The organism is Cupriavidus sp. 01L43, assembly GCF_056399925.1.
The window spans coordinates 525,682-547,525 of sequence record NZ_JBFTSH010000002.1; the positions used below are offsets into that span (position 1 = coordinate 525,682).

23 protein-coding genes are annotated in these 21,844 nt (G+C 66.1%); 10 read left to right on the top strand and 13 right to left on the bottom strand.

Annotation, left to right across the window (positions count from 1 at the left end):
• Positions 1-22 precede the first annotated feature (22 nt).
• The 5 genes from AC1DP9_RS05535 to uvrB form a co-directional block, all read right to left on the bottom strand.
• The gene (locus AC1DP9_RS05535) at positions 23-2,119 is read right to left on the bottom strand and encodes a site-specific recombinase (RefSeq protein ID WP_477106812.1); all 2,097 of its coding nucleotides are present in this window, start codon (positions 2,117-2,119) and stop codon (positions 23-25) included.
• Positions 2,120-2,178: 59 nt separating this feature from the next.
• Positions 2,179-2,667, bottom strand: coding sequence for a low molecular weight protein-tyrosine-phosphatase (locus AC1DP9_RS05540; protein WP_092293287.1), 489 nt, complete (start codon positions 2,665-2,667; stop codon positions 2,179-2,181).
• Positions 2,668-2,700: 33 nt separating this feature from the next.
• Complete coding sequence (locus AC1DP9_RS05545) at positions 2,701-2,943, bottom strand: hypothetical protein (RefSeq protein ID WP_092292567.1); 243 nt, start codon at positions 2,941-2,943, stop codon at positions 2,701-2,703.
• 38 nt (positions 2,944-2,981) lie between these two features.
• Positions 2,982-3,203 carry a hypothetical protein gene (locus AC1DP9_RS05550; RefSeq protein WP_092292565.1) on the bottom strand — a complete coding sequence of 74 codons (222 nt, stop codon included), beginning with the start codon at positions 3,201-3,203 and terminating at the stop codon, positions 2,982-2,984.
• A gap of 61 nt (positions 3,204-3,264) precedes the next feature.
• Positions 3,265-5,340 (bottom strand): excinuclease ABC subunit UvrB, encoded by a 2,076-nt coding sequence (gene uvrB, locus AC1DP9_RS05555; protein WP_477106813.1) that lies wholly within the window; start codon positions 5,338-5,340, stop codon positions 3,265-3,267.
• 191 nt (positions 5,341-5,531) lie between these two features.
• On the opposite strand from uvrB, the gene AC1DP9_RS05560 reads away from it, so the two are divergent.
• Together AC1DP9_RS05560 and AC1DP9_RS05565 are read left to right on the top strand one after the other, a co-directional pair.
• The gene (locus AC1DP9_RS05560; protein WP_477106814.1) at positions 5,532-6,728 is read left to right on the top strand and encodes an amino acid aminotransferase; all 1,197 of its coding nucleotides are present in this window, start codon (positions 5,532-5,534) and stop codon (positions 6,726-6,728) included.
• Between the two features lie 276 nt (positions 6,729-7,004).
• A complete protein-coding gene (locus AC1DP9_RS05565) occupies positions 7,005-8,246 on the top strand; it encodes a polyhydroxyalkanoate depolymerase (protein WP_092292559.1) in 1,242 nt (413 codons plus the stop codon).
• Between the two features lie 77 nt (positions 8,247-8,323).
• Here AC1DP9_RS05565 and AC1DP9_RS05570 read toward each other — a convergent pair whose 3' ends face one another.
• A complete protein-coding gene (locus tag AC1DP9_RS05570; RefSeq protein ID WP_092292557.1) occupies positions 8,324-8,959 on the bottom strand; it encodes a TetR/AcrR family transcriptional regulator in 636 nt (211 codons plus the stop codon).
• A gap of 231 nt (positions 8,960-9,190) precedes the next feature.
• Between AC1DP9_RS05570 and rsxB the strand changes: the two genes are divergently transcribed.
• Together rsxB and nth are read left to right on the top strand one after the other, a co-directional pair.
• On the top strand, positions 9,191-10,000 hold the full coding sequence (gene rsxB / locus AC1DP9_RS05575; protein ID WP_477106815.1) for an electron transport complex subunit RsxB: 810 nt from the start codon (positions 9,191-9,193) through the stop codon (positions 9,998-10,000).
• Positions 9,997-10,641: an endonuclease III gene (gene nth, locus AC1DP9_RS05580; protein ID WP_477106816.1), complete on the top strand. Its 645-nt coding sequence runs from the start codon at positions 9,997-9,999 to the stop codon at positions 10,639-10,641. The genes rsxB and nth overlap by 4 nt, the downstream gene beginning before the upstream one ends.
• A 19-nt stretch (positions 10,642-10,660) precedes the next feature.
• Here the strand turns inward: nth and AC1DP9_RS05585 are convergent, their stop codons facing one another.
• Positions 10,661-11,248 (bottom strand): malonic semialdehyde reductase, encoded by a 588-nt coding sequence (locus AC1DP9_RS05585; protein WP_092292551.1) that lies wholly within the window; start codon positions 11,246-11,248, stop codon positions 10,661-10,663.
• Between the two features lie 88 nt (positions 11,249-11,336).
• Positions 11,337-12,272: a DMT family transporter gene (locus AC1DP9_RS05590; protein ID WP_477106817.1), complete on the bottom strand. Its 936-nt coding sequence runs from the start codon at positions 12,270-12,272 to the stop codon at positions 11,337-11,339.
• Between the two features lie 106 nt (positions 12,273-12,378).
• On the opposite strand from AC1DP9_RS05590, the gene AC1DP9_RS05595 reads away from it, so the two are divergent.
• Positions 12,379-12,810 carry a DUF1841 family protein gene (locus AC1DP9_RS05595; protein WP_454757458.1) on the top strand — a complete coding sequence of 144 codons (432 nt, stop codon included), beginning with the start codon at positions 12,379-12,381 and terminating at the stop codon, positions 12,808-12,810.
• A gap of 128 nt (positions 12,811-12,938) precedes the next feature.
• Positions 12,939-14,249 (top strand): phospholipase A, encoded by a 1,311-nt coding sequence (locus tag AC1DP9_RS05600; RefSeq protein WP_092292545.1) that lies wholly within the window; start codon positions 12,939-12,941, stop codon positions 14,247-14,249.
• Here the strand turns inward: AC1DP9_RS05600 and AC1DP9_RS05605 are convergent, their stop codons facing one another.
• Positions 14,250-14,666, bottom strand: a complete 417-nt coding sequence (locus AC1DP9_RS05605; RefSeq protein ID WP_477106818.1) for a thioredoxin family protein — start codon at positions 14,664-14,666, stop codon at positions 14,250-14,252. It lies immediately after the preceding gene.
• 85 nt (positions 14,667-14,751) lie between these two features.
• Positions 14,752-15,324: a nucleotide exchange factor GrpE gene (gene grpE / locus AC1DP9_RS05610; protein ID WP_092292541.1), complete on the bottom strand. Its 573-nt coding sequence runs from the start codon at positions 15,322-15,324 to the stop codon at positions 14,752-14,754.
• A gap of 281 nt (positions 15,325-15,605) precedes the next feature.
• Between grpE and AC1DP9_RS05615 the strand changes: the two genes are divergently transcribed.
• Positions 15,606-15,770, top strand: a complete 165-nt coding sequence (locus AC1DP9_RS05615) for a hypothetical protein (protein WP_177219874.1) — start codon at positions 15,606-15,608, stop codon at positions 15,768-15,770.
• A 4-nt stretch (positions 15,771-15,774) separates the two neighbouring features.
• Here AC1DP9_RS05615 and AC1DP9_RS05620 read toward each other — a convergent pair whose 3' ends face one another.
• From AC1DP9_RS05620 to hrcA, 3 genes are all read right to left on the bottom strand, one after another.
• The gene (locus AC1DP9_RS05620) at positions 15,775-16,170 is read right to left on the bottom strand and encodes an RNA-binding S4 domain-containing protein (protein WP_092292539.1); all 396 of its coding nucleotides are present in this window, start codon (positions 16,168-16,170) and stop codon (positions 15,775-15,777) included.
• A 19-nt stretch (positions 16,171-16,189) separates the two neighbouring features.
• Positions 16,190-17,305 carry a ferrochelatase gene (hemH, locus tag AC1DP9_RS05625; RefSeq protein ID WP_477106819.1) on the bottom strand — a complete coding sequence of 372 codons (1,116 nt, stop codon included), beginning with the start codon at positions 17,303-17,305 and terminating at the stop codon, positions 16,190-16,192.
• A gap of 63 nt (positions 17,306-17,368) precedes the next feature.
• Complete coding sequence (hrcA, locus tag AC1DP9_RS05630) at positions 17,369-18,418, bottom strand: heat-inducible transcriptional repressor HrcA (RefSeq protein ID WP_092292535.1); 1,050 nt, start codon at positions 18,416-18,418, stop codon at positions 17,369-17,371.
• 101 nt (positions 18,419-18,519) lie between these two features.
• Here hrcA and AC1DP9_RS05635 point away from each other — a divergent pair, with 101 nt between their 5' ends.
• The 3 genes from AC1DP9_RS05635 to AC1DP9_RS05645 all read left to right on the top strand — a co-directional run bounded on the left by AC1DP9_RS05635 (position 18,520) and on the right by AC1DP9_RS05645 (position 21,778).
• Entirely contained in the window at positions 18,520-19,452 is a 933-nt protein-coding gene (locus AC1DP9_RS05635; RefSeq protein WP_092292533.1) for an NAD kinase, read from the top strand.
• A gap of 28 nt (positions 19,453-19,480) precedes the next feature.
• Entirely contained in the window at positions 19,481-21,271 is a 1,791-nt protein-coding gene (gene recN / locus AC1DP9_RS05640) for a DNA repair protein RecN (RefSeq protein WP_092292531.1), read from the top strand.
• Between the two features lie 66 nt (positions 21,272-21,337).
• Positions 21,338-21,778 carry a hypothetical protein gene (locus AC1DP9_RS05645; RefSeq protein WP_477105048.1) on the top strand — a complete coding sequence of 147 codons (441 nt, stop codon included), beginning with the start codon at positions 21,338-21,340 and terminating at the stop codon, positions 21,776-21,778.
• Positions 21,779-21,844 lie beyond the last annotated feature (66 nt).

A 21,844-nucleotide genomic window follows, 5' to 3' on the forward strand; every position in this document is an offset into this window, starting at 1 on the left:
ACGGTATCCGGCACGACGCTTTTCAGGCCGCATCGCCCGGCGCGGGCGCCGCCACGGGCACCGCGCGCGGCGGAATCAGCAGCGACATCGGGTGCCGCACAATGCGCCTGCGCACCGCCGCACTGAGTTCGCGCCGATCCACGCGAGGCAGGTTGCGCGACCGCATCGCCATATAGAAGGCCAGCGCAAAGCTGACTGCCACGTTCAACACCCCCATCAGCGCGATACCGGCCACGGCCAGCCAGAGCGACGGCATGCGCAGTGCATCCATGCCGAGCACGCCGATGGCCGTGCCCACGGAACCGGTGGAAAGCGTCACATGGCGCACTTCCATATGCGGTCCAAAGAAGCTCAGGATCTCCGGCCCGAGCCCAAGCAGGAAGCCCAGCGACACATTGCCCGCGATGCCCGACAGATTGCGCTTCCAGAAATCCGCCAGCTTCATCGCCCCGCCCTGCCCCAGCACGTAGCGCAGCCGGCGGTGGTAGGCCATCACGTCGTGCACGCGGTGCAGCGCGAACCAGTTGTCCGCCCAGCCGGCGATCAGGCTCGACAGCCACAGCAGCACGCCGGTGAACGCGGCGTAGAGCGGCGTGGGGCCGAGAATCGAGAACGATTCGATCGTGGCAATGGCCTTGGCCGGCGTGATCAGGTTGGCGCCGAGCAGCCTTCCGGCCAGCCACTGCACCAGCAGTGCCACCGGGAACACCACGGCCAGGTTGCCGAAAATCGCCGCCGCGTTCGAGCGGATCATCGCGATGGTGTCGTCGACGAAGGCCTCGCGCCCCTCTGGCCGCCCTACGCCATCGAGTCGGTGCGCCAGCGCCGGGCCGGTCATCGCCGGCTGCTTGGTGGCCAGCGTGAAGTGCGCGAAATGGATCGCCAGGAAGCTGCCGGCATAGTTCAGCGAGGCCAGCAGGCCCTCCAGGAACTTGTCCAGATGCAGGCCGTAGATCAGAAATTTCAGATAGACCGTGACCACCGTGACCAGCCCGCCGCCGGCCGCCGCGCGCAGCAGCTCGCCGTACTCCTTACGGTCCCGCGTGATGTAGTGCTCGCCGGTCTCGGCGGACCGCTCCACCACCTTGCGCGCCAGTTGCGCGAACGATGAGCCGGCCAGATGCGCGATGCTGCGCCGGGCCTGCGTGGAGCGAACCAGCTCGGCCATCAGGTGCGCGTGGCGGCTGTGGCGGCCTGGGTCCACCCAGGCGTTGAGCAGCAGGTCGATCCGCGCCAGGCGGACCTTCATGCGCTCGATCTGGAACACCACCTCGACGGAGACGCCGTTCTCCTCGAGATCGGCATAGACATGCTGCGCGGCGGCCAGACAGCCATCGAGCAGCGCGCGGAAATAGTTGAGCCGATGGCCGAAGACCTCGTTGTCATGGGCCAGCCCCTCTTCGCACAACGCCGCGATGGCCATGTCGAGCCGGAAAAATGGCGTGTCCTGCACGCGGCCGGGCAGACGCGAACGAATTGACTGGCTCAGGCCGGTGGCGCGCACCTGACTGGCGAGCACCTGGATGCTTGCGGCCAGCGTGTCCTCGAGCTGGATGCGATCGTCCCCGGCGCCCGATTGCAGCGCTGACGCGATGCGCTCGATCAGGTCGGCATCGAGTCCATCGACCCAATCCGCATCAGCCTCATCGGCAAAGACCAGCGCGAACAGGCCGGCCATGTCGTTGCGGTTGGGCGGCGGCGGCAGGAAGCGCGCCTGGAGCCGATCGACCATCTCGCCCCAGAAACCGGGGTGGGAGGCCACGCCGGTATCGCAGAACAGCGAGGTGGGATCGTTGTCACGGACGATCGAGCGGATGGTGCGCGCGAAGCGATCCGCCCAATCGGGGTGCCGCGCCAGCACCTGGAGCAGGTAACGCAGCCGCACGTGGGCGGGATAGCTGCGCGCCGGGGCGTTGGCCTGATCGGGGTGGGTATCCGGATCGGGATCGACGGCCAGGCTGCCGTCGCGCCGGAGCCAGTAGCCCAGTTCGACGAGCCAGGCGTTGCGGTCCGCGAGCAAGGCGTCGGGATTGGCCGAGGCCAGGATGGCGTCGAGCTGCAAGCTCGCATTGCGTGACTCGCGCCACTTGCGCCATTTGCGGAACAGGGAAAAAACCATGGATATCTCTGGAGGGCCGGCAACATGCCGGCCTGGGGCTGCGGGGCTTGGCGGGGACCTCAGCGGGTGGGCGCCAACCGTTCGCGCAGCATGGCTACCACACCGTCGCAGGCGTCTTCGACGTAGTCGAGCACGGTTTCGAAGCCATCGCCCTCGCCGTAATAGGGATCGGGCACTTCCTCGGCAGGGTGCCGGGTGGCAAAGCTCATCAGCAGCCGGAGCTTGTCCGGGCTGACTTCGGGATGCAGTGTGCGTAGCGTGGACATATTGGCGTGGTCCATCGCCAGCACAAGGTCAAAGCGCTGGAAGTCCGCCACCCCCACCTTGCGCGCCCGCAGCGCGGACAGGTCATACCCGCGCTGCAGCGCGTAGCGCTGGCTGCGGGCATCGGGCGGGCGCCCGAGGTGATAGTCGTGGGTACCGGCGGAATCCAGTTCGACCTGCTCCGCAAGACCCGCGGCGATCAACTTGGCGCGCAGCACGCCTTCCGCCGTCGGCGAACGGCAGATATTGCCCATGCAGCACATCAGGATGGCGAATTTTTTCATCGGCATGATTTTACTTTGCCGATGATGTCGGCACTATGCCAACTGCACCGCCAGCTCCCGCCCTCTCTCCCAGCCGGCCGCTTCCGCCTCTTCCGGTGTCTTGAAGTGGTCCGTCGGTGGCGCGGTTTCCACCAGCGTGCCGGCCGCGCGGATATTGGTGCCGGGGCGGCAGACGCGCACCGTGTATTCCCACTCGATCGACGAACGGGGTTTCACCTGCACCTGGATCTCGTGCGTCTCGAAAACCCTCTTTTTCCATTCACTGCTATAGGCCATGTCTTGTCTCCTGTGCTGCCGGCGACCCTTGGCCCGGGTCAGTTCACCTCGCCGGCATCGATTGTGCGCATGGCGGCAGCTTCGGCCAATGCCAGGGCCGCCTCCGGGGTGGCCGCCGCGCCGGTCTCCGATTCGAATGTCGGCCCGCTGACCTCGCCGAACGCGTCGGCGATCGTCACAACGCCCGAAAACCCGCCTCCGGCATGCGGAATTGCCCGCGCCACCACCGCGTAACCACCGTATTCGAACTGTGTCACCATGGCGCGCTCCTCGTTGTTGACCGGCTCCGTCCGGCGTGGATGCCCCCGGACATCCTAGACACTATAGGATGTGATCGCCGCTCGCCCCGAACACCTGGGCGCGCAGCTTGGCCAGTTGGTCGCGAACCTGGGCCGCCTTTTCGAACTCGAGATTCTTGGCATGGTCGAGCATCTGCTTCTCCAGCCGCTTGATCTCCTTCGCGACCTGCTTCTCGCTCATGTCCTCGTATTTCGCGCGCTCGGCGGCTGCGCTCAGTTCCGCCCGGACCTCGTTCGGGTCATAGACCCCGTCGATAATGTCCTTGATCCGCTTGACCACGCCGCGCGGCGTGATGCCATGGGCCGCGTTATGCGCGATCTGCTTGATGCGGCGCCGCTCGGTCTCGTCGATCGCGCGCTTCATCGAATCCGTCATGCGGTCGGCATAGAGGATGGCGGTACCGTTGACGTTCCGGGCGGCGCGGCCGATGGTCTGGATCAGCGAGCGCTCGGCGCGCAGGAAGCCCTCCTTGTCCGCATCGAGGATGGCCACCAGCGACACCTCGGGAATATCGAGGCCCTCGCGCAGCAGGTTGATCCCCACCAGCACGTCAAACGTGCCAAGACGCAGGTCGCGGATGATCTCCACGCGTTCCACGGTATCGATGTCCGAGTGCAGATAACGTACCTTGACGCCGTTCTCGGACAGGAATTCGGTCAGCTGCTCGGCCATCCGCTTGGTCAGCGTGGTCACCAGCACGCGATCGCCGGCCTGCACGCGGATGTTGATCTCGGATAGCAGGTCGTCCACCTGGGTCGTGGCCGGGCGCACCATGATGATCGGGTCGACCAGGCCGGTCGGCCGCACCACCTGCTCCACCACCTGCCCCGCATGGTCCTTCTCGAACTGCGCCGGCGTGGCCGAGACGAACATCACCTGGCGCATCTTGCGTTCGAATTCGTCGAATTTCAGCGGCCGGTTGTCCAGCGCGGACGGCATGCGGAAGCCGTACTCGACCAGCGTGGTCTTGCGCGCGCGGTCGCCGTTGTACATGCCGTTGAGCTGGCCGATCAGCACGTGAGACTCGTCGAGGAACATCAGCGCGTCCGGCGGCAGGTAATCGACCAGCGTCGGCGGCGGCTCGCCCGGCTTGGCGCCGGAAAGGTGCCGGGAATAGTTCTCGATGCCCTTGCAGAAGCCCAGTTCCGAGAGCATTTCCAGGTCGAAGCGCGTGCGCTGCTCCAGCCGTTGCGCCTCCACGAGGCGATTCTCCTTGTAGAAGAAATCGAGCCGCTCGCGCAGTTCCACCTTGATGTCCTCGATCGCCCGCAGCACGGTATCGCGCGGCGTGACGTAGTGGCTCGACGGGTAGACCGTGAAACGCGGAATCTTCTGACGCACGCGCCCGGTCAGGGGGTCGAAGTACTGGAGCGAGTCGACCTCATCGTCGAACAGCTCCACGCGCACGGCCATCTCGGCGTGCTCGGCCGGGAAGATGTCGAGGGTGTCGCCGCGCACGCGGAACGTGCCGCGCTGGAAATCGGTCTCGTTGCGCGTGTACTGCATGGCGATCAGCCGCGCGATGATGTCGCGCTGGCTCAGCTTGTCGCCGGTGCGCAACGTCAGAATCATCTTATGGTATTCGCTCGGATTGCCGATCCCGTAGATCGCGGACACGGTCGCCACGATAATCGTGTCGCGCCGCTCGAGCAGGCTCTTGGTGGCCGACAGCCGCATCTGCTCGATATGCTCGTTGATCGACGAGTCCTTCTCGATGAACAGGTCGCGCTGCGGCACATAGGCCTCAGGCTGGTAGTAGTCGTAGTAGCTGACGAAGTACTCGACCGCGTTGCGCGGGAAAAACTCGCGGAATTCCGAGTACAACTGGGCCGCAAGTGTCTTGTTCGGCGCAAAGACGATGGCCGGCCGCCCCATGCGCGCGATGACGTTGGCCATGGTGAAGGTCTTGCCGGACCCGGTCACGCCCAGCAGGGTCTGGAACGACAGGCCATCCTCGACGCCCGCCACAAGCTGGCGGATGGCCTGGGGCTGGTCCCCGGCGGGCGGGAACGGCTGGTAGAGCTGGAACGGGGAGCCCGGAAAGGTGACGAATTTGTCTTCGTCCAGGACCGGGGCGACTTCGGCGAGATTCGTCATAGGGTAGGGAAAAACCTGAGGAAAAACTGGCGGATACGCTAGAATCTTGGGGTTGCGCGGACCCGCTTCAAGCATTGTGGCATCACGCTACTGTCAGTTCCTGTCAGTAGGGCCATCGACGCGATCCGCCAGCGCAGCCCGAAGCATTCTACGCCCTCCGTTTTGTTACACAGCTGACCACGAGAATCCAAATGAGTTTGTTTTCTGCCGTCGAGATGGCCCCGCGCGACCCGATCCTGGGCCTGAATGAAGCCTTCAATGCCGACGCCCGCACCACCAAGGTGAACCTGGGCGTTGGCGTGTACTTCACCGACGAAGGGAAAATTCCCCTCCTGCGCGCCGTGCAGGAGGCCGAGAAGGCTCGCCTGGCCAGCGCCACGCCGCGTGGCTACCTGCCGATCGAAGGCATCGCCGCCTATGACCAGGCCGTGCAGACCCTGCTGTTCGGCAAGGAATCGGCCCTGATCACCGAAGGCCGCGTTGTGACGGCCCAGGCACTTGGTGGCACCGGCGCCCTGAAGATTGGCGCCGACTTCCTGAAGCGCCTGTACCCGGATGCCAAGGTCGCCATCAGCGACCCGAGCTGGGAAAACCACCGCGCGCTGTTCGAATCAGCCGGCTTCCCGGTCGTGAACTACGCCTATTACGATGCCGCCAGCCATGGCCTGAACTTCGCCGGCATGGTGGAATCGCTGAAGTCCTACGCGGCCAACACCATCGTCGTGCTGCACGCCTGCTGCCACAACCCGACCGGCGTGGACCTGTCGGAAGCCCAGTGGAAGCAGGTGGTGGAACTGGTCAAGGAACGCAACCTGATCCCGTTCCTGGACATGGCCTACCAGGGCTTTGCCGATGGCATCGACCCGGACGGCGCCGCCGTGCGCCTGTTCGCCGATTCCGGCCTGCCGTTCTTCGTCTCCAGCTCGTTCTCGAAGAGCTTCTCGCTGTACGGCGAGCGCGTGGGCGCGCTGTCGATCGTGACCACGAGCAAGGAAGAATCCCAGCGCGTGATGTCGCAGGTCAAGCGCGTGATCCGCACGAACTACTCCAACCCGCCCACGCACGGCGGCACGGTGGTGGCCACGGTGCTGAACAGCCCCGAACTGCGCGCCATGTGGGAGCAGGAACTCGGCGAAATGCGGGATCGCATCAAGCTGATGCGCCATGCGCTGGTGGACAAGCTGGCCGCCAAGGGCGTGCCGGGTGACTTCTCGTTCGTGAAGGCCCAGCGCGGCATGTTCTCGTACTCGGGCCTGACCACTGACCAGGTGGATCGCCTGCGCAACGACCACGGTATCTACGCCGTGGGTACGGGCCGGATCTGCGTGGCGGCGCTGAACAGCCGCAACATCGACGCGGTGGTCAACGCCATCGCTGCAGTGTACTAAGCATCACAGCACGAAGGCTTCGGCGCATAGCACCAAAAAGCAACACGCCGATTGCACCAGTTCTGACGCAGCGCCACATAAAAGGCGACGGGGAGGCCACTCCCGGTCGCCTTTTTGTGTCTGTAGGTGTCTGTCACCACGAATTCAAGCCAATGTCCTATTGTCTTCCCCGCTTGGCGGCGTAACTTGGAAGCGTATGCTGCAAAGCACGACCGTTCGATTGCGGGCATAATCCATCGGGCACAAACGCCCGACAGAAAGGCAACAGGTACCGGCATGCTTTACCAACTGCACGAATTCCAGCGCTCCATGCTGAACCCGCTGACCGCCTGGGCTCAGGCGACGGCCAAGACCTTCACCAACCCGCTCAGTCCTCTTTCCCTGGTGCCGGGCGCACCTCGCCTCGCGGCCGGCTACGAACTGCTCTACCGGCTCGGCAAGGAATACGAGAAACCGTCGTTTGACATCAAGTCGGTGCGCTCCAACGGCCGGGACATCCCCATCGTCGAGCAAACCGTCTTCGAAAAGCCGTTCTGCAAGCTGGTGCGCTTCAAGCGCTACGCGGACGACCCCGAGACCATCAAGCTGCTCAAGGACGAACCCGTCGTCCTGGTCTGCGCCCCGCTCTCCGGCCACCACGCCACGCTGCTGCGCGACACCGTGCGCACCTTGCTGCAAGACCACAAGGTCTACGTGACCGACTGGGTCGATGCGCGCATGGTCCCGTCCGATGTCGGCCCGTTCCACCTGTCTGACTACATTTATTACATTCAGGAATTCATCCGCCATATCGGCGCGGATAACCTGCATGTGATCTCGGTCTGCCAGCCCACGGTGCCGGTGCTGGCCGCGATTTCGCTGATGGCGTCGAACAAGGAAACCACCCCTTGCACGATGACGATGATGGGCGGCCCGATCGACGCGCGCAAGAGTCCCACGGCGGTCAATTCGCTGGCGACCAACAAGTCGTACGAGTGGTTCGAGAACAACGTCATCTACACCGTGCCGGCGAACTATCCGGGCCACGGCCGCCGCGTCTACCCGGGCTTCCTGCAGCATGCCGGCTTCGTGGCGATGAACCCGGACCGCCACCTGTCCTCGCACTATGACTTTTACCTGAGCCTGGTCGAGGGCGATGCCGACGATGCCGAGGCGCACGTGCGCTTCTACGACGAGTACAACGCCGTGCTCGACATGGCCGCCGAGTACTACCTCGACACCATCAAGGAAGTGTTCCAGGAGTTCCGACTGGCCAACGGCACGTGGGAGATCGACGGCGCGCCGGTGCGTCCGCAGGACATCAAGACCACGGCCCTGCTGACCATCGAAGGCGAACTGGACGACATCTCGGGCGCCGGCCAGACCGCCGCCGCGCACGACCTGTGCACCGGCATTCCCAAGGCCAAGCGGCATCACATCACCGCGCCGAAGGCCGGCCACTACGGGATTTTCTCGGGCCGCCGCTGGCGCGAGAATATTTATCCGGAACTGCGCGATTTCATCCGTAAATCGCGCTGAAGCCAGCCGGACGCCGAATGCAAAAATGCCCGCGATGATCTCGCGGGCATTTTTGTTTTTCCGACCGGGATAACCGCTCAGCGCTTCTGCAGGAAGGCCAGCAGCATGTCCGTGTGCAACTCGGCAAAGCGCGCGTGCTCGTCTTCCGAAGCCACGTCGCGGCCAATTACCGCGCTGATGGTGTAGCGGTTGGACAGCACGTAGTACCCGAGCGCCGAAATGGTCAGGTAGAACTGGGGTACGTCCACGTTATCGCGGAACACGCCCTGCTGCTGGCCGCGCCGGATAATGTCTGCCAGCACGTTGACCACCGGATTGATCAACTGGTGCAACTGGGCGGACTTCTTCAGGTGGCGCGCCTCGTGGAGGTTCTCGCTGTTGACCAGGCGGATGAACTCGGGGTGCTGGTAGTACCAGTCCCAAACGAAGCGGGCCAGCGTGCGGACAGCAGCGACCGGGTCTTCATCGGTCACGTGAAGCTGTTCCTCGGCGGCACGGAACTCGGCGTACTGCTTTTCGAGCACGGCTAGGAACAGACCTTCCTTGCTGCCGTAGTAGTAATAGAGCATCCGCTCGTTGGTCTCGGCCCGCCGGGCGATCTGGTCGACGCGTGCGCCGGCCAGTCCGCCCTTTGCGAATTCTTCAGTGGCGGCGGCCAGGATGCGCCGGCGCGTGCCTTCGGGATCCCGCTTGGTTTTTGGCTCGTTTGACATGGGTTCCGGAGTCGGTCGGTTGCGCGGGATTATATGGCACGGGCGAGCATATATTGCTCGTGCCTCGTCCAAAGATCCACCACATATCGCCCAAACGGGTGAGGCGACGGCGTGGCGCGCCAATCATCGCCGGTTCTGCCGTTTCGGGAAATCGGGGATAATCCTTGCCGCGCACACGCCCGCAGAGGCGTGCAGAAGCGTTAGTCGTCCCTCACATCGTTCCTCGCAGTCGTGACCATCACCCTCAACGCCGCCGCCACGCTGGCGGACCGCCTAGAAGCCCTGCTGCCGCAAACCCAATGCACCAAATGCGGGTTCGATGGCTGCCGCCCGTACGCCGAGGCCATGGCCCGGGGCGAGGCCACACCCAACCGCTGCCCGCCGGGCGGCGCCGAGGGCATCGTGCGGCTGTCCGCCCTGCTCGGTGTGGCGCCGCGTGCGCTGGACCCGGAGCATGGCGTGGAGCAGTCGCGGGCCGTGGCGCGCATCGACGAATCGCGCTGCATCGGCTGCACGCTTTGTATACAGGCATGCCCGGTCGATGCCATCGCCGGCGCGGCCAAGCAGATGCACACCGTGCTGCCCGACTGGTGCACCGGCTGTGATCTCTGCGTGGCACCGTGCCCGGTGGACTGCATCGACATGATTCCGGTGACGGGCGACAAGACGGGCTGGGCTGCGTGGTCGCCCGCGCAGGCCGACGCCGCCCACACGCGCTACCTGGCGCGCCGCGCCCGGCTGGTGCGCGAGCGCGAGGAGAACGACGCGCGCCTGGCCGCCAAGGCCGCGGCCAAGCTGGAGGCGCTCCAGGCGGAACCCGTCATCTCCGATGCCGAGCGCGCCGCCCAGGACCGCAAGAAGGCGATCATCCAGGCCGCGATCGAGCGCGCGCGCCAGAAGCAGGCGGCCGCCGCGCCGCGCAATACCGAGAATGTGTCGCCGGCCGTGCAGGCCCAGATCGATGCCGCCGAAGCCCGCCGCGCCAAGGCCGGCCTGGCGCAGGCAACCCCCGACAACAACAAGAAGACTCCCGACGCATGAACGCCGCCAAGACCCGCGCGATCTTCGAAACGCTGCGAGACGTCAACCCGACCCCGACCACGGAACTCGAATACAGCTCGCCCTTCGAGCTGCTGATTGCCGTGCTGCTCTCCGCGCAGGCCACCGACGTTGGCGTGAACAAGGCCACGCGCCTGCTGTTCCCGGTGGCCCACTCGCCCCAGCAGATGCTGGCGCTCGGCGAGGCGGGGCTGATCGATTACATCAAGACCATCGGCCTCTACAAGACCAAGGCCAAGCATGTGATGGAGACCTGCCGGGTTCTGGTGGAGCGGCATGGCGGACGCGTGCCGCCGGACCGCGAGGCGCTGGAGGCCCTGCCAGGGGTGGGCCGCAAGACAGCCAACGTGGTGCTCAACACCGCGTTTGGCCAGCCGACCATCGCCGTGGATACGCACATCTTCCGCGTCTCCAACCGCACGGGGCTGGCGCCGGGCAAGAATGTGTATATCGTCGAGCAGAAGCTGCTCAAGGTGGTGCCGAAGGAGTTCCTGCACGACGCGCACCACTGGCTGATCCTGCATGGGCGCTACGTGTGCAAGGCACGCAAGCCCGAATGCTGGCATTGCGCCATCGAGCCGCTGTGCGAGTTCCGCGAGAAAACCCCGGCGCCGAAGGCGTAAGCCCCGGCGCCGGCGGGGATCAGACGATCCGGCAGGCTTCGTCGAACGACAGGCGCGGGCCGCGCGGATGCAGTTGGGCAGCGTCGCCGTAGCCCAGGTTCACGAGGAAGTTCACCGACCACTTGCCGTCAGGGAAGAACGCCGCGTTGACCTTGGCGGCATCGAAACCACCCATCGGGCCGCAGTCCAGGCCCAGCGCGCGGGCGGCCAGGATGAAGTAGCCGCCTTGCAGCGAGCTGTTCATCAGCGCATCGCGCGCGATCTTTTCGGTGTTGCCGGCGTACCACGCGCGGGCGTCGGCATGCGGGAACAGCTTCGGCAGTTGGTCGTGGAAGTGGTTGTCGAAGGCGATGATCGCGGTGACCGGTGCCGAGCGGGTCTTCTCGACGTTACCGGCAGACACGCATTCCAGCAGCCGGGCCTTCTCGGCAGCCGACTTCACGAACACGATGCGGGCCGGGCTGCTGTTAGCGGCGGTCGGGCCGAACTTCATCGCTTCATAGATCTGCTGCAGCAGGGCGTCGTCCACGTGCTTGTCCTGCCACACGTTGTGCGTGCGGGCTTCGGTGAACAATTGTGCGACTGCTGCCTGATCGATCGATTTCATTGCGCGTCTTCCCGGTTTCTGGATGAAAGAAAGCGCGATTGTACCGATCGATGCGCGGAAAGCCGAACAACGACTTTCACGATGTTCCTCAAATCCTTTCGTCGACGGCGGTGTCTGGCTGGGGGGTGCCGCTGGCGCGACGCGTGAGCCACAGCACCCCGGCCAGGATCAACCCACCGCCGATGGCCTGCGTGGCGCCAATGTGTTCGCCCAGCAACATCGCCGCCAGCAGCACCGTCACCACCGGCTCCAGCGTGGACAGCATCGACGCCTTGGAAGCCCCCAGCCGCTGCAGCCCCGCGAAGAACGTCAGGATGGCCAGCACCGTCGAGACCAGCGCGATGGCGATCAAGGCAAGCCAGCCGCCGGCGTCGCCCGGGAACTGCGGCGGCACGCCGGCGCCAGTGCGCAGGATGCCGACCGTCACATAGACCACCGCTGCTGCGGTGCAGATGACCGTGGTGGTGGCGATGGCGTTGACGCCGGCCGTCACGCGCGCGCCCACCACGATATAGATCGAGTAGATCACCGCCGCCGCCACGCCCAGCGCGATGCCGAGCGGGCTGCCCTCCCCGCCGCCCACTGTCAGGCCGGCGCCGACCGAGCATAGCACCAGCGCGATCACCGCCGCGTTGGTCAGCTTTTCCTTGAGAAAGATCGCCGCGAGGATCGTCACGAACAACGGGTAGAGATAGAGCAGCAGCGCCACGAGGCTGGCCTGCGCGTAGTTCAGCGCCGTAAAGAAGCAGTAGGACTGGCTGACGTAGCCGATGCCGCCCATCGCCGCCAGCGCCAGCACGCGCCGCCACGGCGGCAGACGGATGCCGCGCGTGCGCATGACCGCGGCCATTGCCACGGCGGCGAGCACGAAGCGCACCGCCAGCAGGCCATAGACATCAGCGCCGGCGGCATAGGCATAGCGCGCGAAGATCGCCATGGCCCCAAAGGCGCTGGCGGACAGCGCAATCATCAGCACGCCGGCGAGCGTGTGGCGGGCCTGGCCGAGAGTGGCGGAAGCGGTCATGGGCGGTGCGAAGAAGCGGGAAGGAGACACCAGGAAGCCCGCATTCTACTTGTGCGCGGCGGGCGGCCGGCAGCGTTCGGAGGGCTCGTTTACAATACCGCCCATCATGTTCAATCCCTCAAGAGAAGAAGTCCGCCGGTTCTTCTGCGACGCGTGGCAGAAACGGGTGGCGGGCAATGTCCTCACCCCGCTCGAAGTGATTGCCGTCGACTGGATCGACGAGCATCCCGAATACCACCCGCTGCTGACCGACACCGAAGGCGCGCTCACGCGCGACTACACGCCCGAGGGCGGCCAGACCAATCCGTTCCTGCATCTGGCGATGCACCTGTCGATCTCCGAACAGGTGTCGATCGATCAGCCGCCCGGCATTCGCGCAGCGTATGAATCACTTTCGCGGCGACTCGATTCCCAGCACGAGGCCCAGCACCAGATCATGGAATGCCTCGGCGAAATGCTCTGGAATGCACAGCGCACCGGTATGCCGCCAGATGGGCAGGCCTACGTCGACAATATCCGCCGACGCGCTGCCGGCTGACCGGCTTACCCCGCACTTTTCACACCAACAATTCGTCACAAGATGCCCGCGAGCCACGTGTTAGGCTGTCGGGCATTCCAAACTCTGACGTGTCCCCGGCCCCGGCGCCGACGCGACGCGCACGATCCATGTCTCTCTCCGTGCCTCGCCGCGCCGGCTTCGGCAGCGCGGCTCTCCTTTCGTTCGCCCTGTTGGGCCCGATTTCCGCGCACGCCGCCGTCTCGCTGCTGCAACCGCCGCGCGTGATCGACGGCACGCGCCCCTTCACGCTCACGCTGCTGGTCAGCGCCGACCAGTCGACGCGGCGCTACGCGGTGCCCGATACGCTCCAGGTGAGCGCCACCGGCGATCTCGCCGCGCCCGTGCGGATCGAGATGAAGCGCACCGGCGGCGGCCCGTCCGTGCTGAACCTGCGCCACGGCGACATCCGCACCATCACCTATACCGCCGACTGGCCGGCCGGCATGCGCGGCCAGGTGCGGCTCGACGTGGCCGGCATCGACGCCGCGCCGGTCGTCGTCTCGCTGAACCGCGCGCCGCTGCCGGGCGAAGTCCCCGCTGCACCCGCCGTAGCGGCCACGGCCCCGGGCACCGCCGCGACGGAGCACAAGGATCTGGCTTCCGCCCAAGGCACGCCGCAGCCGGATGGGGCAACCGTACCCGTCACGCCGATCGTCACCGCCGCCAACGGCGGCACGCCGGGGCCCTCGCCGGCCGACCTGCGCGACGCGCAGCGCCTCTCGTTCAACGAGCCGATGTACCTGATGTTCGGCGGCCACGACGGCGCCAACGCCAAGTTCCAGATCAGCTTCAAGTACCGCCTGTTCGAGGGCGAGAACCCGACCTCGAAGAGCGTGCTGGACAACCTGTACTTCGCCTACACGCAGTTCTCGCTATGGGACCTGCACGACGAATCGCGCCCGTTCCGCGACACCAACTACCGGCCCAGCCTCTATTACTACCTGTCCGATACGGGCGTGAAGAACAGCGTGATCAGCCGACTCTCGCTGGCCACCGGTTTCGAGCACGAGTCGAACGGGCGCGATGGCGACCAGTCGCGCAGCGTCAACACGCTGTTCCTGAAGCCGACCATGTATTTCGGCGACCAGACCGACTGGCACTGGCGCGTGGCGCCCAAGGTGTACGCCTACGTCGGCAAGAGCGACAACGAGGACATCGCCCACTATCGCGGCTACATGGACCTGCTGGTGGCCTATGGCCGGCCCGATTCGTGGGAGTTCGCCGCCACGCTGCGCAAGGGCACGCGCAAGGGCTATGGCAGCGTCGACGCGCAGCTCACCTACCCGCTCGCGCGGCTGCTGCCGGGCACGGCGGGATACCTGATGGCCGGCTACTTCTACGGCTACGGCGAGAGCCTGCTCGACTACAACCAGAAGACGCCGTGGCAGTTCCGTATCGGCTACGCGCTGTCGCGCTGATCAACCGGCCAGCGGCTTGCCCTCGGCCTTGAGCCGCGCGTTAGCCACGGCGGACGCAAACTGCCCGTGGCCGTGCCAGCCCGTGGCGCGGCCCAGCTTCTTGCCCCGCTGGAAGAACATGAACACCGGAATGCCGTGCAGGCCGAAACGCTTGCCCAGCTCGGGGTGTTCGTAGACGTTGGCGTGCAGCCAGCGCAGGTTCAGCGCCCGAATCGGGTCCGGGTTGGCGAGCATCGCCTTCTTGGCCATCTCGCAGTTGAAGCAGTCCACGCCCCAGAAGAACACGCAGACCAGGTCTTCGCCGGCGGCGGCGATGGCCGCGTCGAGGGTGCTCCCATCGACAGCCTGCATGGCGAAGGCGTCGAAGGCGCGGTGATCGAGATGATCGGGATGGGGGGATTGAGCGTCGTCTGACATCGCAGGGTTCCTGGAAACAACAACGCCCGGGCGTTCAGGCACCGGGCGTCGGGTCAGGCTTGGGGGTTTCCGGCTTGCGCGGGATTTAGCGCGGCGCCGAGACCGTCACCAGTGCCGGGCGCAGCACGCGCTCGGCAATCATGTAGCCGCGCTGGAGCACGTTCACCACGGTGTTGGGCTCCTGCTCGGACGGCACCATCGAAATCGCCTGATGACGATGCGGGTCGAACTTCTCGCCCACCGGGTTCAACTCGACGATCTTGCCGCGCTCGAAGGCGGCGGCCAGCTGGCGGGCGGTCAGCTCCACGCCTTCGCGCAGCTTCTTGAGGTCGCCGGTGTTGTCGGCCAGCGCAGCCTGCAGGCTGTCCATCACGGGCACGAGGTTGTCGGCGAAGTTCTCGATCGCGAACTTGTGTGCCTTGCTGACCTCGTCCTGCGACCGGCGGCGGATGTTCTCGCCCTCTGCCGTGGCGCGCAGGAACAGCTCGTAGTTTTCCTTGGCCTTGGCCTCCAGGTCGGCCACCTGTTGCGTGAGGCGGGCCACGTCATCGCCGGCCGGGGCGTCCGTGCCAGGCTGCTGGGCGCGCAGGGCATCGTCCGCCGCCTGCGGCGTGCTCGAAGCTGAGGATGGCGTCTGGGTCTGGTTCTGTTCTTCCATGTCGATCCGTATCAAATCTAAAACTCGGCCCGCCTGGCGCAGGCCGTCGGGTGGGTCGGGATGCCAAACCGGCAAGTCTAGCCGCAGTTGGCGCCACTCCCCGTTTTTTCAAGTGTGAAGGGGGCGAGACGCCGAAATACGCGGTTACAAAGCCGTGATTGATGCAATCTGGTGTTCATTGCTTTGCTGCAACGCAATGACTAAGATCTATCAATGAAAAATGACAAAAATAACGGGAGCACGCTGTGAATCATTTTGGTGCATCCTTCGGAAGGTTCGCCATGCACAAGCTGCCTGTTGTTACCGTGTGCCTACTCGCCGCGCTGTCGGTGATGACACTCTTCATCTGCGCCTCCGGCGCGTTCACGCCGCGTGAAACCGAGTATGGCAGCGGCAAGGCGGTGTTCAAGCACTACATCGTTCCGTACTTCCCGTACAACCGCTGAATCCCTAATTTCTGAAATCGTCGATCCGGCGCCGGTCGCGCTTGGTCGGGCGGCCCTGTAGCTGCGCCGTCGGCTCAGGTTGCATGCGCCGCCGTTCCGCCTCTTCCTGACGCCGGGCCTGGCTTGCCGGCGTTTCGGCATACAGCGTCTGCGCCACGGGCGCCGACCCGCGCGAGGCGGCCACGCCCTTCACCTCGATCTCCCAACGCTGCTGGTGCGCGTCGATCATCACGGCGTCGCCGGGCTTCACTTCGCGTGAATTCTTGACCGGCTGGCCGTTGACCTCCACCCGGCCCCGCTCCACGGCCTCGGCCGCCAGCGAGCGCGTCTTGAAGAACCGGGCGCACCACAGCCATTTGTCGATGCGTTGCCGGGCACCCGCCTCGAAGTCCACATCCATCGTCTAACTCCTTGATTCCTTACGCCGCGGCACCGCGGGTCTGCGCCCGCGAGCGCCGCGCTTCCAACTCGTGCGGATGCGGCTGGCGCAATGGCCAACCCTGCAGATGCTGCAGCGCGATCTCGGCCAGCCCGGCAATCCAGTAGTCCGCATCATTCAGGCACGGAATGAAATGGAATTCCTGGCCGCCCGCCACGCGGAATTCGGACTGCCCTTCCATGGCGATTTCCTCGAGCGTCTCGATGCAATCGGCCGGGAAGCCGGGGCAGAACACGTCCACGCGATGCGTGCCGACCTTGCCAAGTTCGGTCAGCGTCGGCGCGGTATAGGGCTGGAGCCATTCCGCCTTGCCGAAACGCGACTGAAACGTCACTTGATACTGGCCCGCTTGCAGGCCGAGCGCCTCGCCCAGCATCCGCCCGGTCTTCAGGCATTCGCAATGGTAGGGGTCGCCCAGATCCAACAATCGGCGCGGCAGGCCGTGGAAGGACAGGATCAGCTTGTCGCCCCGGGCAAAGTCCGGCATGCCGTGCTGCGCCCAATAACCGCTCACCTGCTGCTGCAGGGCCGAAATATAAGCCGGATGATCGTGAAAGTGCTTGATCAGTCGCAATTCCGGCTGATTTCGCCAGCCGGCGAGCACGCGAAAGACCTCGTCGAACGCGGTGGCCGTGGTCGTCCCGGAAAACTGCGGATAAAGTGGCAATAACAGCACTTGTTCCGTACCCTGCCGGCGCAGGGCCTCCATGACCGAAGCAATCGACGGATTGCCGTAGCGCATGGCGCAGGCCACGGTCACGTCGTGGCCGAGCCGGTGCATGTGCTGCTGGAGCGCGTGGGCCTGACGCTCGGTGTGCACCAGCAGCGGCGAGCCGGTCATGTGCGCCTCGCGCAGCCAGATCGATTCGTACTTCATGGCCGAAGCGCGCGAGCGGAACGGCAGGATCAGCCCGTGCAGGATCGGCAGCCAGGCCAGACGCGGGATCTCGACCACACGGGGGTCGGACAGGAACGCCTTCAAATACTGCCCCACCGCCTTGGGCGTGGGCGCATCCGGCGTGCCCAGGTTGATAAGCAGGATGGCCGTGCGGGGCGCCTGGCCATGCTGGTAAGCCGGTTCTGCCGAGAACGTCATAGGGTTTCCGGAAATGGCGGGCGCCACGCACGCGCTGTCACGTGGCGTGCCCGCAAGCTGCCATCAGTTCTGGGAGAGCGCGCTCGAAAGCAGCCGCGCGGTGATGTCGACGATCGGGATGACCCGTTCATAGGCCATCCGCGTCGGGCCGATCACGCCGAGCGTGCCGACGATCTGCCCATCGACACCATAGGGCGCGGTAATGACGGCCATGTCTTCGAGCGGCACGAGCTGGCTTTCGCCGCCGATGAAGATCTGCACGCCCTGCGCGTGGCTCGAGACATCGAGCAGCTGCAGCAGGTTGGTCTTGTGTTCGAAGACATCGAACAGCCGGCGCAGCTTGTCCATGCTGGACGACAGGTCTTCCACCTCCAGCAGCTTGCGCTCGCCGGAGATGAACACCTGGTCGTCATCCTCGGCCATGGCGCTGCTGCCCGCCTCCACGGCGGCCTGCATCAGCGCTGACATATCGCGGCGGATGTCCTGCAATTCCACGCGCAGATGGCTGCGCACGGCATCGAAACTCATGCCGGCGTAGTGGGAATTGAAGAAATTGGCCGCCTCGATCAGCTGGGCGGGGGTGTACGGCAGTTCGGTCTGGATGATGCGGTTCTGGACGTCGCCCTCGGGGCTGACGATGATCAGCAGGATGCGCTTCTCCGACAGGCGCATGAACTCCACCTGGCGGAACGACTGGCCCCGGCGCGGCGTCATGATCACGCCGGCAAAGCGGGAGAGGTTCGACAGCGTATGCGCGGCGGCCGTGATCATCCGCTGCGGCCCCAACTGCTGTCCGCCCAGCTGGCCCTGGATCTGGCCGGTCAGCGCGGCCAGTTCGGCGGTCATCTCGATGGTGCCGCCCTCCAGCGGGCGCGCCGTGAGCATCGAATCGACGAACAGCCGGTATCCGCGCGGCGTGGGAATCCGGCCGGCCGACGTATGCGGGCTGGCGATGAACCCCATTTCCTCGAGGTCGGACATCACATTGCGGATGGTCGCCGGCGAGAGATCGAGACCCGAGTACTTGGACAGGGTGCGCGAGCCCACGGGCTGGCCTTCGGCGATGTAGCGCTCGATCAGGGTCTTGAGAAGCGTTTTCGAACGTTCGTCCATAGTGCCCCGATTTTAAACAACTTTCCCCGGTTCGGGCGGGCTTCGCACCGGTGCGTGCCCGCCTACTGACAATGGTCACGGCGGTATGGTCTAATCCCGGCATGTCTGCCCCCCAGAACCCAGCCATCGCCCCCGCCGCCGCGCCCCGCGCCGCGTTCCAGACCGTTGCCCTGGTCGGCCGGTACGCGACCGCCGGCATCGAGGGCCCGCTCGAGGAACTGGCCGCCGTCATCTCGCGCAACGGCCAGGACGTGGTGTTCGAGCGCGAAACCGCGCAGGCGACCGGCCTCTCCGGCTACCCCGTCTTCTCGGCCGACGAGATCGGGCGCGAGGCCGACGTGGCCGTGGTGCTCGGCGGCGACGGCACGCTGCTGGGCCTGGCCCGCCAGCTGGCCGGGCTGAATGTGCCGCTGATCGGCGTGAACCATGGCCGGCTGGGCTTCATGACCGACATCCCGCTCGAAGACGTGACGCGCGCCCTGCCCGAGATGCTGGCCGGCCGCTACGAGGCCGAGACCCGCATGCTGCTGGAATCCCGCGTGATCCGTGACGACGGCGTGATCTTCTCCGCGCTGGCGTTCAACGACGTGGTGGTCAACCGCTCGGGCATTTCCGGCATGGTCGAGCTGGCCGTCTCGGTGGACGGCTATTTCATGTACAACCAGCGTTCGGACGGCCTGATCGTCTCCACGCCCACCGGTTCCACCGCCTACGCGCTGGCCGCCGGCGGACCGATCCTGCATCCTACGCTGTCTGGGCTGGTACTGGTGCCAATTGCTCCGCACGCGCTGTCCAATCGCCCGATCGTGCTGCCGCACGACGCCGAAGTGACGATCGAGGTGGCCACCGCGCGCGACGCGAGCGCCAATTTCGACATGCAGTCTCTGACCTCGCTGCTGCAGGGCGACCGGATCGTCGTGCGCCGCTCCAGCAAGACCGTGACCCTGTTGCATCCGGTGGGCTACAACTACTACGCCACGCTGCGCAAGAAGCTGCACTGGCACGAATACCCGACCGAGGACAACCGGCTCTGAGCCGGCCCCCACTCCCCCCAAGGCCACGATGCTCCGCAGCCTGTCCATCCGCGATTTCGTCATCGTCGATACGCTCGACCTCGACTTCACCACCGGCTTCACCGTCTTCACCGGCGAGACCGGCGCCGGCAAGTCCATCCTGATCGATGCACTGGCCCTGGTGCTCGGCGAACGCGCCGACGCCGGCGTGGTGCGCGAAGGCAGCACCCGCGCAAGCATCAGCGCCACCTTCGGCACGCACGCGGCGCTGGACGCCTGGCTGGCCGAGCGCGAACTGTCCGGCGACGAAACCGGCCTGGACGGCGAAGGCACCGTGCTGCTGCGCCGCACCGTCGATGCGGGCGGGCGCAGCAAGGCGTTCATCAACGGCACGGCGGCCACGCTGACCCAGTTGCGCGAGGTGGGCGACCAGCTTGTCGACATCCACGGCCAGCACGCCCATCAGCTACTGCTCCGCCCGGACGCCCAGCGCCACCTGTTCGACGCCCACGCAGGCCTGACCGAACAGGCCGGCGCGGTGGCGGAGGCGTGGCGGGCCTGGCGCGCCTGCGTGCGCCAGCGCGAAGCCGTGGAGTCGCAATCGCGCGAAATGCAGCTCGAACGCGAGCGCCTGGAGTGGCAGGTTGGCGAACTCGACAAGCTGGCGCCGCAGGCGGGCGAGTGGGAAGAGATCCAGGGCGAATACAACCGCCTCTCGCACGCGGCCGGCCTGATCGACGGCAGCCGCGCCGCGCTGGACGCGTTGTCCGAGGCCGATGGCGCCGTGCTGTCCGTGCTCAACAGCGTGGTGCACAGGATCCAGCAACTGGCCGATGTCGATCCCGCGCTACGCGACGTGCTCGCCGCGCTGGAACCGGCGCAGGTGCAGGTCGAGGAAGCCGCGCATTCGCTGACGCGCTACGTCGACCGGCTCGAACTCGATCCGGAACGCCTGCAGGCCGTGGAAGCGCGCATGCAGGCACTGCACACGGCGGCGCGCAAGTATCGCCTGCCGCCGGAGCAACTGCCGGACGAACTACTGGCCCGCCGCCAGCAACTCGACGACCTGCAGTCCGCGCAGGACCTCAACAAGGTGCTGGCCCGCGAGGCCGCCGCGCGCGCCGCCTACCTGACGCTGGCGCGGCACCTGTCCGCCGCACGCAAGACCGCCGCCAAGGCGCTGTCCGGCGCCGTCACGGACGCCATGCAGGGCTTGTCGATGGCCGGCGGCACCTTCGTGGTGGCGCTGAACCCGCTCGACGAGGCCGAAGGCCAGAGCCACGGGCTGGAGCAGGTGGAATTCCTCGTCGCCGGCCATGCCGGCGTGACGGCGCGCCCGCTGGCCAAGGTGGCGTCCGGCGGCGAACTGGCGCGGATCAGCCTCGCCATCTCCGTCATCACGAGCGAAGCCGCGCCCACGCCCACGCTGATCTTCGACGAGGTGGATACCGGCATCGGCGGCGCCGTGGCCGAGGTGGTGGGCCGGCGCCTGCAGGAACTGGGCCGCGCGCGGCAGGTGCTCTGCGTGACCCACCTGCCGCAGGTGGCGGCGCAGGCTGGCACGCACCTGCTGGTCAGCAAGGAGACGGCCGACGCCACGAAGGCCCGGGCCGCCGTCACGCGGTCCAGGATCCGCGTGCTCGACACCGAGGGCCGTGTCAACGAGACCGCGCGCATGCTGGGCGGGGCCACGGTGACCGCCACGACGACGCAACACGCGCAGGAGATGCTGGCGCAAGGGGCACGCGCTGCGGAACTGGCCGCGAGTCCTGCGGCCAACCAGGCCAGCACCACCCCGCGCGAAGGGGGCTCGCGCCGCCCGCGCCGGGCTGCTGGCTAAAGCCGGACCGTCGCCACGTCCGCATCCCGCTATATATATAGATACAGATTTCAGGAGCTTCGCCCCATGACCGCTGGTCAGTCCCCGCAACACCCCCGCCGCAAGGTCCTGGCGATGGCGCTGGCCGCCGCTGCTTCGCTGGCATCGCTGGGCGCCGTCTCGGGCTGCGCGTCGGAGTCGAAATCGTTCGCCCCGCCGCGCGGCAGCATCACCGACGACCGCGCCATCGGCGACATCCTCGTCAAATTCACGCCACCCGAGGTGACGGTGTCCGAGGATGCCGGCAAGCTGCTGGCGACGATCGAGGGCCCGGTGCGGTACGTGGTGAAGCGGCCGATGTCCGGTGGCGTGTGGCTGGTCACCGCCATCACGGCCGCGCCCGACATCACGCTCGAGCAGGCTGTGACCACGCTCCAGGCCGCGCCGCGCGTGGAATCGGCCACGTCGGACCGCACGCTCAAGCCGCATCGCACCATGCCCACCAGCCGGGACATGCCTGCGCAATAAAGCGCCCGTTTTCCTGTAGGTTGTAGCTCAGCAGTTCAGCAGTTCGCATCGCACTACCAACGCCCC

Bases quoted from the DNA above. Each gene is read 5' to 3' on its own strand.
- AC1DP9_RS05535 (WP_477106812.1), bottom strand. From the start codon at position 2,119: ATGGTTTTTTCCCTGTTCCGCAAATGGCGCAAGTGGCGCGAGTCACGC.
- AC1DP9_RS05540 (WP_092293287.1), bottom strand. From the start codon at position 2,667: ATGAAAAAATTCGCCATCCTGATGTGCTGCATGGGCAATATCTGCCGT.
- AC1DP9_RS05545 (WP_092292567.1), bottom strand. From the start codon at position 2,943: ATGGCCTATAGCAGTGAATGGAAAAAGAGGGTTTTCGAGACGCACGAG.
- AC1DP9_RS05550 (WP_092292565.1), bottom strand. From the start codon at position 3,203: ATGGTGACACAGTTCGAATACGGTGGTTACGCGGTGGTGGCGCGGGCA.
- uvrB (WP_477106813.1), bottom strand. From the start codon at position 5,340: ATGACGAATCTCGCCGAAGTCGCCCCGGTCCTGGACGAAGACAAATTC.
- AC1DP9_RS05560 (WP_477106814.1), top strand. From the start codon at position 5,532: ATGAGTTTGTTTTCTGCCGTCGAGATGGCCCCGCGCGACCCGATCCTG.
- AC1DP9_RS05565 (WP_092292559.1), top strand. From the start codon at position 7,005: ATGCTTTACCAACTGCACGAATTCCAGCGCTCCATGCTGAACCCGCTG.
- AC1DP9_RS05570 (WP_092292557.1), bottom strand. From the start codon at position 8,959: ATGTCAAACGAGCCAAAAACCAAGCGGGATCCCGAAGGCACGCGCCGG.
- nth (WP_477106816.1), top strand. From the start codon at position 9,997: ATGAACGCCGCCAAGACCCGCGCGATCTTCGAAACGCTGCGAGACGTC.
- AC1DP9_RS05585 (WP_092292551.1), bottom strand. From the start codon at position 11,248: ATGAAATCGATCGATCAGGCAGCAGTCGCACAATTGTTCACCGAAGCC.
- AC1DP9_RS05590 (WP_477106817.1), bottom strand. From the start codon at position 12,272: ATGACCGCTTCCGCCACTCTCGGCCAGGCCCGCCACACGCTCGCCGGC.
- AC1DP9_RS05595 (WP_454757458.1), top strand. From the start codon at position 12,379: ATGTTCAATCCCTCAAGAGAAGAAGTCCGCCGGTTCTTCTGCGACGCG.
- AC1DP9_RS05600 (WP_092292545.1), top strand. From the start codon at position 12,939: ATGTCTCTCTCCGTGCCTCGCCGCGCCGGCTTCGGCAGCGCGGCTCTC.
- AC1DP9_RS05605 (WP_477106818.1), bottom strand. From the start codon at position 14,666: ATGTCAGACGACGCTCAATCCCCCCATCCCGATCATCTCGATCACCGC.
- grpE (WP_092292541.1), bottom strand. From the start codon at position 15,324: ATGGAAGAACAGAACCAGACCCAGACGCCATCCTCAGCTTCGAGCACG.
- AC1DP9_RS05615 (WP_177219874.1), top strand. From the start codon at position 15,606: ATGCACAAGCTGCCTGTTGTTACCGTGTGCCTACTCGCCGCGCTGTCG.
- AC1DP9_RS05620 (WP_092292539.1), bottom strand. From the start codon at position 16,170: ATGGATGTGGACTTCGAGGCGGGTGCCCGGCAACGCATCGACAAATGG.
- hemH (WP_477106819.1), bottom strand. From the start codon at position 17,305: ATGACGTTCTCGGCAGAACCGGCTTACCAGCATGGCCAGGCGCCCCGC.
- hrcA (WP_092292535.1), bottom strand. From the start codon at position 18,418: ATGGACGAACGTTCGAAAACGCTTCTCAAGACCCTGATCGAGCGCTAC.
- AC1DP9_RS05635 (WP_092292533.1), top strand. From the start codon at position 18,520: ATGTCTGCCCCCCAGAACCCAGCCATCGCCCCCGCCGCCGCGCCCCGC.
- recN (WP_092292531.1), top strand. From the start codon at position 19,481: ATGCTCCGCAGCCTGTCCATCCGCGATTTCGTCATCGTCGATACGCTC.
- AC1DP9_RS05645 (WP_477105048.1), top strand. From the start codon at position 21,338: ATGACCGCTGGTCAGTCCCCGCAACACCCCCGCCGCAAGGTCCTGGCG.